At 72.4% G+C, this 12,299-nt stretch carries 9 protein-coding genes, 1 tRNA gene and 3 pseudogenes; 8 read left to right on the top strand and 5 right to left on the bottom strand.

Translation table 11 applies throughout. The features are described from left to right. Positions 1-201 precede the first annotated feature (201 nt). Together PV342_RS09010 and PV342_RS09005 are read left to right on the top strand one after the other, a co-directional pair. Positions 202-617: pseudogene (locus PV342_RS09010) on the top strand (winged helix-turn-helix domain-containing protein); the annotation flags it as partial. Then, a pseudogene (locus tag PV342_RS09005) lies at positions 616-870 on the top strand (zinc-binding dehydrogenase); the annotation flags it as partial. The pseudogenes PV342_RS09010 and PV342_RS09005, both read left to right, overlap by 2 nt. 16 nt (positions 871-886) lie before the next feature. Here PV342_RS09005 and PV342_RS09000 read toward each other — a convergent pair. Further along, positions 887-1,759, bottom strand: a complete 873-nt coding sequence (locus PV342_RS09000; RefSeq protein WP_500316482.1) for an SDR family oxidoreductase — start codon at positions 1,757-1,759, stop codon at positions 887-889. Between the two features lie 173 nt (positions 1,760-1,932). Between PV342_RS09000 and PV342_RS08995 the strand changes: the two genes are divergently transcribed. Then, positions 1,933-2,307 carry a winged helix-turn-helix transcriptional regulator gene (locus tag PV342_RS08995; protein ID WP_053212341.1) on the top strand — a complete coding sequence of 125 codons (375 nt, stop codon included), beginning with the start codon at positions 1,933-1,935 and terminating at the stop codon, positions 2,305-2,307. Positions 2,308-2,626: 319 nt separating this feature from the next. On the opposite strand, the gene PV342_RS08990 is transcribed toward PV342_RS08995, so the two are convergent. Then, on the bottom strand, positions 2,627-3,310 hold the full coding sequence (locus tag PV342_RS08990) for an acetate uptake transporter (protein ID WP_018561947.1): 684 nt from the start codon (positions 3,308-3,310) through the stop codon (positions 2,627-2,629). Positions 3,311-3,553: 243 nt separating this feature from the next. Here PV342_RS08990 and PV342_RS08985 point away from each other — a divergent pair, with 243 nt between their 5' ends. Continuing rightward, positions 3,554-3,973: a cupin domain-containing protein gene (locus tag PV342_RS08985; RefSeq protein WP_386997146.1), complete on the top strand. Its 420-nt coding sequence runs from the start codon at positions 3,554-3,556 to the stop codon at positions 3,971-3,973. A gap of 29 nt (positions 3,974-4,002) precedes the next feature. On the opposite strand, the gene PV342_RS08980 is transcribed toward PV342_RS08985, so the two are convergent. Beyond that, the gene (locus PV342_RS08980) at positions 4,003-4,515 is read right to left on the bottom strand and encodes a DUF6884 domain-containing protein (protein WP_500316479.1); all 513 of its coding nucleotides are present in this window, start codon (positions 4,513-4,515) and stop codon (positions 4,003-4,005) included. Between the two features lie 251 nt (positions 4,516-4,766). Between PV342_RS08980 and PV342_RS08975 the strand changes: the two genes are divergently transcribed. The 3 genes and pseudogenes from PV342_RS08975 to PV342_RS08965 form a co-directional block, all read left to right on the top strand. Continuing rightward, on the top strand, positions 4,767-5,408 hold the full coding sequence (locus tag PV342_RS08975; protein WP_400808968.1) for a TetR/AcrR family transcriptional regulator: 642 nt from the start codon (positions 4,767-4,769) through the stop codon (positions 5,406-5,408). 177 nt (positions 5,409-5,585) lie between these two features. Further along, positions 5,586-6,620: a GlxA family transcriptional regulator gene (locus tag PV342_RS08970; RefSeq protein ID WP_078620096.1), complete on the top strand. Its 1,035-nt coding sequence runs from the start codon at positions 5,586-5,588 to the stop codon at positions 6,618-6,620. A gap of 98 nt (positions 6,621-6,718) precedes the next feature. Further along, a pseudogene (locus PV342_RS08965) lies at positions 6,719-6,924 on the top strand (RNA polymerase subunit sigma-24); the annotation flags it as partial. Between the two features lie 427 nt (positions 6,925-7,351). On the opposite strand, the gene PV342_RS08960 reads toward PV342_RS08965, so the two are convergent. Beyond that, positions 7,352-7,426 (bottom strand) — tRNA-Trp (locus PV342_RS08960). Positions 7,427-7,703: 277 nt separating this feature from the next. Then, complete coding sequence (locus PV342_RS08955; protein ID WP_400808972.1) at positions 7,704-10,646, bottom strand: multifunctional oxoglutarate decarboxylase/oxoglutarate dehydrogenase thiamine pyrophosphate-binding subunit/dihydrolipoyllysine-residue succinyltransferase subunit; 2,943 nt, start codon at positions 10,644-10,646, stop codon at positions 7,704-7,706. Positions 10,647-10,972: 326 nt separating this feature from the next. On the opposite strand from PV342_RS08955, the gene PV342_RS08950 reads away from it, so the two are divergent. Further along, complete coding sequence (locus tag PV342_RS08950) at positions 10,973-12,046, top strand: TDT family transporter (RefSeq protein ID WP_400808974.1); 1,074 nt, start codon at positions 10,973-10,975, stop codon at positions 12,044-12,046. Positions 12,047-12,299 lie beyond the last annotated feature (253 nt).

Raw genomic sequence — 12,299 nt, 5'->3', positions numbered from 1 at the left:
GGCTCCAGGCGCGCGAACTACTTCGACGCCGCGGCAGTGGTTGTGTCCGTCGGGGTGGATGTCGGGGCGTTCGTGGGCGAGCTGGCAGTGTTCGCACCGCGGGACCTGTGGCCCGAACAGGGCGCGGTACCTCGTCTGCAGCGCCGCTTTGAGCCGGTCGGGGTCGGCGAGCCGTAGCGGTCCGGCGGGGCACGGCAGCCAGTGATCGGTCGGCGCTTTCACATGGCCTACACGATCCAGGGCGTGCGGAAACTGCTGGCGCGTAACGGCTGGTCCTGGCAGGTCCCGGCCCGACGGGCCATGGAGCGGGACGACGGGGTGGTGGCCGGGTGGGTCAAGGAGGTGTGGCCCTGCGCGGAATGCTCGCGGCGGCCCGTGGAGCCTGGCTCGTCTTCGAGGACGAAGCCGGATTCTCCATGACGCCGCCGCACGCGAAGACCTGGTCACAGCGCGGCCGGACCCCGGTGGTGCGGGTCCGCGGCCGCTCCCGCAGACGGATCTCCATCGCCGCGCTGACCTGCTACAAACTGGGTCACCGCTCCAGGCTCATCTACCGGCCCCGCCATGACGACGGCCGTCGCGATGGGCGCAAGAGCTTCTCCTGGCGCGACTACCGCCGACGCGGTGATCGAGGCGGTAGGGGTCCCCGAGAGCTTCGAGCTGTGCACGCGCATCGTCCGACCGGGCGGCCGCCTCGCCAACGTCGGCGTCCACGGCGCGCCGGCCACCCTCCACCTGGAGGACCTGTGGAGCAGGAACGTGACGATCACAACGGGGCTGGTGGACACCAACTCCACCCCTACCCTGCTGCGCATGATAGCGGCCGGACGCCTTCCGGCCGCGTCCCTGGTCACCCATTCCTTCGAACTCCACGACAAGTTCAACCTCAGTCATGCAGGGCGGCCGCGAGTGCCTCGGCCAGGGTCACGGGCGGGCGGCCGATGAGGCGGCGCAAGTCGCCAGAGTCGGTGTACATCTCGCCGCGGTTCATGCCGCGGTCAGCGTCAGCGAGGACCTCCGCCAGCTCGGCGGGTAGGCCCGCGGCGGCCAGTACCTGGGCGAAGTCGGCCACCGGGAGGTCAGCGTAGGTAACCTGCTTTCCGGCCGCAGCGGAGATCGCGGCGGCGAGCTCAGTCAGGGTGAAGGATTCGTCGCCGCCGAGCTCGTACACGGCGCCGGTGTGGCCTTCAGCGGTGAGGACGACCGCTGCGGCCTCGGCGTAGTCGGCGCGGGACGCGGCGCTGATCCGCCCCTCGCCTGCGGCGCCGACGACCGCGCCGTTCTGCAGGATCTGCGGCAGTTGGCTGGTGTAATTCTCCAGGTACCAGCCGTTGCGCAGCAGCACGCTGGGGATTCCGCGGTCCCGCAGATACGCCTCGGTCTCGCCGTGCGTGGCACCGATGACGGTGGTGGCCGTATCCGCGTGCGTCGTGCTCGTGTACGCCACTAGCGACACGCCTGCGGACGCCGCGGCGTCGATCACGCGGCGGTGGTTGGCGACCCGCTCGCCCACGGGGACCGAGGCCGAGATCAGCAGCAGCCTTTCCGCCCCCGCGAATGCCTCGGCCAGGCCGTCGGTGTCCGCGAAGTCGGCGCGGCGTACCGTGATGCCTCGGTCGGCCAAATCCTTAATCCCGGCGATGTCCCGGCCGGTCGCGATGATGTCCGCGGCCGGGATCCCGCGCCGCAGCAGTGCCTCGACGGTGAGCCTGCCCAGCTGGCCGGTGGCTCCGGTGACGACGATCGGCATGATGGTCATTCCTTCCTTCCGCGCGTGGCTTGCACGCCTGCCGCGGTCCGTCTGCCGCGGGATGGAACACAGAATGACCTGGACACTCTCTCTTGGGGAGTAGCCACTTCTTGGTAGGGTACTTACCGCAGCGAAAGCAATGAGGTGAGCCGTATGGCTGCTGTCGAGAAAGTGACGGGCCCATGCCATCATTCGATCCGTACGAGCGCGGCTGCCCGTCGCGGGACCTGCTCGACCAGATCGGCAGCAAGTGGGCGGTCCTCGTGCTCGGCGAACTCGGCCGGAACGGGACCTCCCGGTTCGGCCAGCTCCGGCAGGCGCTGGCGGGCGTGAGCGAGAAGATGCTCACCCAGACGCTGCGCACCCTCGAACGCGACGGGCTGGTCAGCCGGACCGTCTACCCAGAGGTGCCGCCGCACGTGGAGTATGAGCTGACCGCGCTGGGCCAGACGCTACGGGAACCGCTGAAGGCGCTCACGGAGTGGTCCGTGCTGCACATCGAAGAAGTCATCACCGCCCGCGAAGAGTACGACGACCGCACTGAGCGCACCAGGTAGTCAGCGGCGGCCAGCGGTCTGGTCATAGACGGCCGCCTCGCCGAGACCGGCCCGACAATCAGACCCACCTAAGCCAGGCGACATCACGAGTTCAACCTCAGTAGCGGCGACCGAGCCCGGTCTCGCCGGCGGCTCCTAGGTCGGACCCGACGGCCGGGGCGGACGGTCCGGACACCCCGTCACCGGGCGACTGTCCGCGGTGGCCCGGGATCCGGAACTCGGCCGCCGTCTGTGGGAGCGCTCGCAGCAGCTGACCGGCGTCCGCCGGGGCGACGCCTAGGAGTTGTGCGCGCCGGCAGGCCTCAGGCACGGCCTCCCGTCAGCCTTCCGGCCGCGCCTGGGCGTGCGAGATCTCCCGTTCGCCGGTGGAGGAGGTGACGGACACGGGGCGGTGCTTCCGGTGCCCGAGGCGGGCGAGGCGTTTGCCGGGGTCGGGGAAGGTCGGGATCATGTGCCGTCCCCAGGTCGTGTTGATCACACCGGCGAAGGACGCGTACAGGGCGAGGGCCGCGGTGACGAGTCCGGTGGCCCCGCCGATCCGCCTCGCGGGGTCGGAGTCCACGAACTCGGCGATGGTGAGGACGGTGAGCGTCGTCGTGGCGCTCCCGAAGAGGGCGAGCAGGACGCCGGTGGTCCGCAGGGTCGCGACGGTCAGGTAGAAGGAGATGATCGTCCAGGGGAGCGCGAACATACCCGTGGCCAGGTGCGCTTGGCCGGGCGGCAACGTCGGTTCGACGAAGTGGCCGTAGACGGCGTAGGCCATCCAGAACGCGCCGAAGGCGGAGAACGCCGTACCGCCGAAGGTTCCCCCCTGTTTGAGTTCGAAGACGCCGGCCACCAGCTGGATGACGCCGCCGAAGAGGAAGGCTGTCGGGAAGACCGCGGCGGCCAGTTCCGGCCGGACTCCGGCGTTGAACAGGCTGACCATCAGGGTCGTGGCCCCGAAGGCGGCCAGTCCCAGCGGAGCGGGGTCGGCGACGGCACGGGCGGGGGGTGCGGACATGGCGACTCCTGTGTAGGCGACTTCGGCAGGATGGCACCGGCGATCAGGGAACCGCGCTCGCTCCTTCGCGTGGCGCATCGCTCCAGTCCTGATGGCCCAAAGGCGCTCGGCGGCACCGTCGCGGTCACTGGCGGTCGACGTTCGGGCGTGCCTCGTCCGCGGGATGGCACCCCCGCGGGGCCGAGGGCACCATGGAGAGCGGGGCGGGTCCGAGCCGGTACCTCGCGGACGGGAGGCACGCGCATGCTCACGCACCAGCCCGGCCAGGAGGTGTTCAGGTCGATCCTTCCGCAGGACCTCGACTGGCAGCCGTTTCCGGCGTTCCCGCCGGCGGCGCGCCTGGCCGTCGTCGTGGGGAACCCGTCCGAGCCCGCTCCCTATGTCGTCAGGGTCAAGCTGCCCTCGGGCGAGAGGCTGATGCCGCACCGGCACACGGAGGACAGGGTCTACCTGGTCGTCTCGGGCGTCTTCTACATCGGCCTCGGCGACACCTTCGACGAGGAGAGGCTGCGGGCGTATCCGCCCGGGGCCGTCATCGTGCTGCCGGGCGGGACCTCGCACTTCCACTGGGCGAAGTCCGGCCAGTACGTCACGCAGGTCACGGCGATCGGTCCGATCTCCCTGGAGTACGTCGACCCAGCGGACGATCCGCGGGCGGCCTGAGCGCCCACGTCGCGCCGACCCCGCCGGCATCAGCCGTTCAGCCGGCGCCGCGCGATGGCACGCCGCACATCGCCCGCCCTTGCTCTGTCGAGGGAGGGCGTACCGGCCGCGCGTGCCATCGCCGCCAGACGTGCGAACTGCTCGCCCATGCCCTTCGTTCCGTCCAACGGGGTCCGGGCGTGCGGCCACAGGGTCCTGGCGAGAGCGACGTGACGGGCACCGCCGAGGACGACGACGGGGTCGAGTCCGGTGATCCGCAGATCGGCCGCCTGCGTGTGGAGGAGGGCGGCGGTCACCGCTTCGGCGTGTCCGTGCGGGGTGTCGTAGGGCTCGATCTCGTCGTCGAGGTCCAGCAGGCCGTAGTGGGCGGAAAGGATCATGAGCCGGTCGGGGTGCAGTGCCTCGGCCGCCCTTCGGCACGCCCGGTGGTAGCTGCCCGTGTACATGTCGGCCACCCTGGCCCGGTGGTCCAGTTTGCGAACGCCGCAAGGGACGACGACCAGTTCCGGTCGGAGGCCGCTGGTGTTCCGCGTCGAAGTCATGTGGTTCCTTCCGGGGCGTGTGGCGGTCCTGTCCGTGAAGGTGGAACGCGGCCGGGGACGGCCCCCGTGGCGGCATCGGAGGACATCGAGCCCTCAGATGTGGACGTGCCGTCGAGTGGACGGGAGGGCACCATGCGGCGGACGGTCCGTCAACCGGCCTGGTCAGGCGGCGAGTTCGGCCCCGGTGCCATCGCTCCGGAGTCAGGTTCGTGTTCCGCTTCCCTTAGGCGACCGGTCGTATAGTCGGCGTCATGGGACACACCAGTGATGCCGGAGAGAAGATTCTGCGCGCTGCCCACTCGCTGTTCGGCCAGCGCGGATACGCGGCGCTGGGTCTGGCGGAGATCTGCAGGGCCGCCGGGGTGCCCAGGGGCAGTTTCCACTATTTCTTCGCCTCCAAGGAGGCACTCGCGCTCAGTGTCCTCGACGCGCACTGGGCCGCGCAACGGCGCGTCTGGCTCCGCCTTCTCGGCACCGGCGCGGAGCCCCTGCCGCGCCTGCGGGCGCTGTTCGAGGCCACGGGCGTCCCGCAGCGTGACGGACGACCGGATCGCGGCACCGTCGCGGGCTGCATGTTCGCCAACCTCGCGGTGGAGACGGGTGAACAGACCGAAGCCGTCCGTCAACGGCTGCGCGAGATCTTCGAGGCACAGGTCGGCATGGTCGAGTCGGTCGTCAGCGAGGCCCGGCGGCGGGGTGAGGTGAGCGTCCCGGACCCGCGCGAGGCCGCCCGGTCCGTGATGGCCCAGCTCGAGGGACAGGTCCTGTTCGCCAAGTTGTACGACGACGCGGCGCGACTCGGCCCCCTGTGGGCCAACTGCCTTGCCCTGCTGGGTGCCCGCTGCCCGCAGGCGTCCGGCGCGGGAGACCTCGTACCCGCGGTGCCGGTGTGACGACTGGGAGGTTCAGCCTCTCAGGAGGGAGCCGGCCGGTCGTGGCATCGGAGCCGGCGGCGGGCGCACGATGAGGGGTGGAGAGCCGGGGAGCGGCCCTGGGTCCGGTGTGGCTCGGGGGACTGGGGTGACGCGCCGCGGCGAGCGTTCGCCCGCCGCACGACCGAGAGGTGGCTGATGGTGCACAAGCGCCCTGGAGCGGGTCCGCTCACGGTGAGGGTGTTCGTCTTCCCGGGGGTGCGCCTGCTCGATGTGACGGGCCCCATCGAGGTCTTCGCGTCGGCGAACGAATGGGGCGGAGCGTATCGGGTGCAGGTCGTGTCCGAGGACGGTGCGGAGGTGGTCACCGCCGCCGGGACGCGTCTCGGCGTCGACCTGTCCCTCGATGACGTACGTGACTCCTGCGACGTCCTGGTGATCCCGGGCGGCCCGGAGTGGGAGACCGTGATCAAGGACGACGCGCTGCTCGACACCGTACGGGAACTGAGCGGGAAGGCCCACTGCACGGCATCGGTCTGCACGGGCGCCTTCCTGCTGGCCGCGGCCGGGCTCCTGGACGGCCGGCGGGCGGCGACCCACTGGCGGCAGACGCGCGAACTGGGCCTGCGCTACCCGTCCGTGGACGTCGACCCCGACGCCATTTTCGTGCGCGACGGGAAGATGATGACCTCGGCCGGAGTCACCGCCGGGATCGACCTGTCGCTGGCCCTCGTCGAGGAGCACCACGGGGCGGAGGTCGCCCGCGCGGTGGCCAAGGACATGGTCGTCTTCATGCAACGACCGGGCGGCCAGTCCCAGTTCAGCGCCCGGTCGAGGCTTCCGCAGCCGCGTCAGGAGATGCTCCGCGGGGTCCTGGACTCGGTCGCGGAGAACCCCGGGGACAACCACTCGCTGTCGGCGATGGCCCGCCGGGCGGGCGTCAGCGTGCGGCACGTCACGCGGCTCTTCTACGACGAGGTGGGCACGAGTCCCGGCCGGTACGTGGAGGAGGTCAGGCTGGAGGCCGCGCAGGCGATGCTGGAGACCGGTGACGACCCCATGGCCGTCGTGGCGCGGCGCGCGGGCTTCGGCTCACCCGAGTCGCTGCGCAGGGCGTTCGTACGCCACCTGGGTGTGACGCCGGCAGCGTTCCGGGCCGGCTTCCGGACGACCGGCCCGGGCACCTCGGGCGTGCGGGAGTCCGAGACCGTGCCGGCACGTCACTCCTCCTGAGGGGGGCGGGCCACCCAAGCGGACGAGCACGCCGGGGCCCTGGCATCGATGGCGTCGCCCTGCCGACCCGGCAAAGGTCCGGCCCGTATCGGACCGCGATGCCGGTCACCGCCGATGAGGAACTGGCGCGGCGCACGTCGCCGTGGCCGGCGGTGCGGCTGCGCCGCCGCTGCGCGGACGAGCAGATCGGCGCCGTGCACACCACGCCGAGCCGCCGGTGACCGCGGCCGATCCGGTGGTGGTGCCCGCGGCGCAGGAAGAGGTGGCGGCCGGTGCGGTCTACGGTGTCGTCTGCGACCGGCTCTGCGGCAGCCGGCGCCGGGACGAGATGGCCGGCGCTCCACGCGCGCTCCGCCACGTACCGGCCCGCGCCGTGCCGATCGGCCTCGCGACGCCCGCAGCGTGCGCTCTCACCAGTGACGGCCGCCGGGGCGGGGCTCGGGGGGCGGGATCCCGTGCTGGACAGGGCGGCCCCGATCCGCCGGGCACCCCGCCGAGCCGGCCACACTCTTCTCATCGGCCCCATCACCGATGGGGCGCTCCCGGCGGTCCAGGTCCTGGGACCCGAACCGGCCCCGACCACCGTCATCCTCCGCAACATCCTGCGGGCCCGACCGGCCTGGATCGCTCTCGGCGCCGTGCTGTGCGGGGCACACCACGCATGGACACCGCCGACCACACAGGCTCGGTTCCGCCCTCCGCTTCCGAGAGCGGTCCAAGGAGCGGGAGGGCGAAACCGACCGGACTCGAACCGGCGTCCTCGCGATTGTGGAGACCGCGCGCGACTGCCTCTGCGCTACGGCTCCGCCCCGGTGCGACATGCTAGGCCGTGTCGTCACATGCCCTCCCCCAACCTTCGGCTGGGGGTGCCCCCACGCTGCGTTGTCGAATCGTCCGAGCAGCCCACTACGAGGACGATCCTCCGCCTTGCGATGCACCGCACCGGGGGCCCCTCCCAGCGTCAGCTGGGGGAGCCGCCGAGCCCGCCCTTCGGGCGGTGGGGGCCCCTCCCAGCGGTAGCTGGGGGAGCTCATGTGACGACACGGCCTAGCCCTGGCCTAGCCCCGTACGGGGAGCCGGCCATCAGCGGAAGGCCGCCTCCACGAGTTCCCGCTGCTCTGCGGCGTGCCGCCGTGCGGAGCCCACCGCCGGGGCCGAGGCGGACGGCCGGCTGATCCGCCCGAGCGGGCGGTCCGCCAGGTGCTCCACCCGGTGCCTGACGAAGGACCACGCGCCCTGGTTCTCGGCCTCCTCCTGCACCCACCGCACCTCGGCGTCGGCGGGGAACCGGGCGAGCTCCGCGCCGAGTTCGGCGTCCGGGAACGGATACAGGCGCTCCAGCCGCACGATCGCCGTGTCCCGCAAGCCGGCGTCCCTCCGGTACGCGTCCAGGTCGTAGAACACCTTCCCCGAGCACAGCAGTACGCGCCGGACCCCGGCAGCGTCGACCGCCCCGTCCGGCAGGACCGGACGGAAGGAGCCGGTGGTGAAGTCCGCCAGCGCGGAGGTGGCCTCCTTCAGGCGCAGCATCGACTTGGGGGTGAACACGACCAGCGGCCTCCTGCGCTCCCCGAGCGCCTGCTGCCTGAGCAGATGGAAGTAGTTGCCGGGCAGCGTCGGGACGGCGACGGTCATGTTGCCCTGCGCGCACAGCTGGAGGAACCGCTCGATCCTGCCCGAGGAGTGGTCGGGGCCCTGCCCCTCCAGACCGTGCGGCAGCAGCAGAGTGACCCCGGAGCGCTCGCCCCACTTCTGTTCGGACGACGCGATGTACTCATCGACGACGCTCTGCGCGCCGTTGGCGAAGTCGCCGAACTGGGCCTCCCACAGCACCAGCGCGTCGGGCCGCTCCAGCGAGTATCCGTACTCGAAGGCCAAGGCCGCCATCTCGGACAGCATCGAGTCGTAGGGGGAGAAGTCCGCGGCGCCCGGGCCGAGGGCGTTCAGCGGGGTGTGCTCCGCGCCGGTGCGCCGGTCGGTGAGCACCGCGTGCCGCTGGCCGAACGTGCCGCGGCGGGAGTCCTGTCCGGACAGCCGCACCGGCACCCCCTCCATCAGCAGGGAGCCGATCGCCAGGGTTTCGGCCGTGGCCCAGTCGATGGTGCCGGCGTCCGGCATCGCGGTGCGCCTGCGGAGCTGCGGCAGGACGCGCGGGTGCACGGTGAAGTCCGGGGGCTGAGCCGTCTGGGAGGCGATGACGTGCCGCGCGGTCGCCTCCGTGACGGCGGTCGGCACAGGAGGGGGCGTGCCGTCCCGCGGGACGGCCGCGGGGCCGGCGGGCTTCCGCGGGCCGGGCACCGGCAGGGCGCGCGTCTCGGCGAAGGCCCGGTCCAGCCGCTCCCGGTAGTCCCGCAGGGCGCCTTCCACCTGCCGTTCGTCGATTTCCCCGCGGTCCACCAGCGACTGGGCGTACAGCTTGCGCACCGAGGGCCTGGCGTCGATGCGGTCGTACATGGCCGGCTGGGTGATGGACGGGTCGTCGACCTCGCTGTGCCCGTGGCGCCGGTAGCAGACCAGGTCGATGACGACGTCCTTGTGGAACGTCCGGCGGTAGTCGAAGGCCAGCCGCGCGATCCGGACGACCGCCTCGGGGTCGTCCGCGTTGACGTGGAAGATCGGTGCCTCGACCGTCCGCGCCACGGCGGTGGCGTAGGTGCCGGAACGGCCGCTGGCGGGCGCGGTCGTGAAACCGAGCTGGTTGTTGATGACGACGTGCACCGTGCCGCCGGTGCGGTAGCCGGGCAGCTGCGACATGTTCAGCGTCTCGGCGACCACTCCCTGCCCGGCGAAGGCGGCATCGCCGTGGACGACGACCGGCAGGACGGAGAACACCTCGCCGCCCTCGCCGTCGGCCAGGTCCTGCTTGGCCCGCACGACGCCCTCGGCCACCGGCCCGACGATCTCCAGGTGCGAGGGGTTCGCCACCACGGAGACGGGGATCGCGCCGCCGTCCAGGGCGCGGTACGTCCCCTCCGCGCCGAGGTGGTACTTCACGTCGCCGGAGCCCTGCGCCGACAGGATGTCCGCGGCGTCCTCGAACTCGTGGAAGACGTCGCGGTACGACTTGCCGACGATGTTGGCCAGCACGTTCAGCCGGCCGCGGTGCGCCATCCCGATGACCGCTTCCCCCACCCCGTGCCCGATGCAGCGCTGCAGCAGGGCGTCGAGCAGCACGATCGCCGACTCGCCGCCTTCCAGCGAGTACCGCTTCTGGCCGACGTACTTGGTCTGCAGGAACGTCTCGAAGGCCTCCGCCGCTCCCAGCCGGTAGAGGACCTGCAACTGGTCGGCCCGGTCCAGCCGCCGCGAGGGCGCCTCGATCCGCTCCTGCACCCAGCGGCGCTCCTCGAAGGCCTGGATGTGCATGTACTCGGCGCCCACCGTCCCGCGGTAGGCGGTACGCAGGACGTCCAGCACGTCGCGCAGGGTCATCATGGACCGCCCGGCGAAGCCGTCGACGGCGAACTCCGCCTCCAGGTCCTCCTCGCCCAGCCCGAAGGCCGTGATGTCGAGCTCCGGATGACCGGACCCCGGCGCGGCGGAGAGCGGGTCGATGTCGGCCGCCAAGTGCCCGCGGACGCGGTGGGCATGGATGAGCGCGGCCACGCGGACGGCCTTGACCGCGGCCTCCCGCGGGTTCGTGTCCGAGGCCGGTGCGCCCGGGTGCTCCTGCCGGCCCGCCGCGGAAGCCGGGGAGACGAAGAAGTCCCTCCACTCCTCGTCGACCGATCCGGGATCGTGCAGGTAGCGTTCGTACTGCTCGTCCACGAGCCATTCGTTGAGTCCGAACTCAGGCCCGTGCAGTGCGGGCCCTTCGGCGCTGGATGTCGACGCCACTGGGTGGATCGCCTTCTTTCCTCGTTCGGGGCAGCCGATGGAGGGCGCGGTCGCAAGGGCCTCGTCGTCCGGCGCATCGCTCCCGGCGGGGGAGCGTCCCCTCCACGAGTCGGAGGGGGCAGCGCACCGCTGACCGTGTGGCACCTTCGACGCTAGGCCGGTGCGGGCCCGAAGCGGAGGGCGGGACATGCCGGGCAGGCGTCATATCAGGACCTTTCACCGCGCCCTCGGCCTGCCCCGCCCCAAATTTCGCCCCGGCGCGAGAGGCCGGGGTCCTGATGTGAGGGCGGCGTGGCACACGCTGTGATGCCGTGGGAGCCGGGCGCCACCGTAACGTCGTAGGGCCAACGAGCCGACGGCTTCGGCCGCGGTCCGTGAGCTGACGGGCGGGCGTGCCGGTCTGCCGATGCCGCGGTGCACACCGATCCGAGGAAGAAGCGTTCTCCGCCGTGACACCCCACCCCAGCGACACCCGGACCCTCCTGCCCCGAAGGGAGCCGGGACCTCGGCACGCCATGCACGTACGTCAGCGGCAGCCCGCGACGACCGGGACGCGGCGTCCGCACCTGACGCCCGGCTGGTTCGCCGCCGTCATGGGTACCGGGATCGTCGCCAACGCCGCCGCGACGCTGCCGCGCAGCTCGCCGTGGCTGCGCGACGCGGCCACCGTGGTCTGGGCGGGTGCGGCGCTGCTCCTGGTGCTCCTCGCCGGCGCGTACGGCCGGCAGCGGTCGCTGCGCTCGCACGCGACCGACCCGACGCAGGCGCAGTTCCTCGGCGCCCTGCCGATGGCGCTGCTCACCGTGGGCGCCGGGGCACTGCTGCTCGGCGGGCGGGTGCTCGGAGACCGCACGGCCCTGACCGTCGACTGGGTGCTGTGGTCACTGGGCACCGCACTCGGCCTCGCCACGGCCTGCGCGGTGCCGTACCTGATGGTCACCCGCCACCGATTCGCCCCTGACGCCGCCTTCGGCGGCTGGCTGCTGCCGGTGGTGCCGCCGCTGGTCTCCGCCGCGACGGGCGCACTGCTCGTCCCGCACGCCCCCGCCGGGCAGCCGCGGCTGGCCCTGCTGCTCGCCTGCTACGCGATGCTCGGGCTCGGCCTGGTGGCGGTCCTGCTGGTGCTGGCGATGGTCTACAGCCGCCTGGTCCACCACGACGCACCCACGGGGGCCGTGGTGCCCACGGTGTGGATCGGCCTGGGCGCGATCGACCAGGCGGTGACGGCGATGGGCACCCTGGCGGCGGCGGCGCCGAGCGCGCTGCCCGCACCGTCCGCGCGGGGCGCGGCGGCCTTCGCGCTGCTGGGCGGAATCGGGCTGTGGGGCTTCGCGACGCTGTGGCTGGTGCTCGCCGCGGCGCTCACCGTCCGGCAGTTGCGGTCGGGCCTGCCGTTCGCGCCCAGCTGGTGGTCCTTCATCTTCCCGCTGGGCGCGTGCGTCACCGGGACCGGCGTCCTCGCCACCCGCACCGGGTCCCAGCTCTTCGTCTGGACGGCCGTCGCGCTCTACGTCCTGCTGGTCGCGGCCTGGGCGGTGGTGACCTGGCGCTCGCTGCGCCACAGCGCGGTACACCTCGGCAGGCGGTAAGCCCGGACGCGGGAAGGGCCCGGGGAGCCGCCGGTCCCGGGGCGGGCGCGCGGCCTCCAGGCGGAGGATCCTTGGGGTCCCGGCCGCGAGGCGTTCGCAGTCCCCGGGTCGGTCTGCCGGGCGCAGGGATCCGGCGTGCCGCAGCGGGCAGGGGGCCGCCGGTCAGGCGGATGCCCTGTCGGAAGAGGCTGCCGAAGCCGGTGGGTGCCCCCTCGTCTGGAGAGGCGCGGCCCCCGGCCGCCTGCACGGTTCC

This window comes from Streptomyces sp. PA03-3a (assembly GCF_033792735.1).
GTDB lineage: Bacteria > Actinomycetota > Actinomycetes > Streptomycetales > Streptomycetaceae > Actinacidiphila.
Note: the sequence above shows the minus strand (reverse complement) of the source record. Positions and strands in the feature narration are given on the sequence as shown.

Excerpts from the sequence above, each read along its gene's own strand:
- PV342_RS08985 (WP_386997146.1), top strand. The coding sequence starts at position 3,554 with ATGCTCACGCACCAGCCCGGCCAGGAGGTGTTCAGGTCGATCCTTCCG.
- PV342_RS08955 (WP_400808972.1), bottom strand. The coding sequence starts at position 10,646 with ATGTCCCGCCCTCCGCTTCGGGCCCGCACCGGCCTAGCGTCGAAGGTG.
- PV342_RS08990 (WP_018561947.1), bottom strand. The coding sequence starts at position 3,310 with ATGTCCGCACCCCCCGCCCGTGCCGTCGCCGACCCCGCTCCGCTGGGA.
- PV342_RS08995 (WP_053212341.1), top strand. The coding sequence starts at position 1,933 with ATGCCATCATTCGATCCGTACGAGCGCGGCTGCCCGTCGCGGGACCTG.
- PV342_RS09000 (WP_500316482.1), bottom strand. The coding sequence starts at position 1,759 with ATGACCATCATGCCGATCGTCGTCACCGGAGCCACCGGCCAGCTGGGC.
- PV342_RS08970 (WP_078620096.1), top strand. The coding sequence starts at position 5,586 with ATGGTGCACAAGCGCCCTGGAGCGGGTCCGCTCACGGTGAGGGTGTTC.
- PV342_RS08950 (WP_400808974.1), top strand. The coding sequence starts at position 10,973 with ATGCACGTACGTCAGCGGCAGCCCGCGACGACCGGGACGCGGCGTCCG.
- PV342_RS08980 (WP_500316479.1), bottom strand. The coding sequence starts at position 4,515 with ATGACTTCGACGCGGAACACCAGCGGCCTCCGACCGGAACTGGTCGTC.
- PV342_RS08975 (WP_400808968.1), top strand. The coding sequence starts at position 4,767 with ATGGGACACACCAGTGATGCCGGAGAGAAGATTCTGCGCGCTGCCCAC.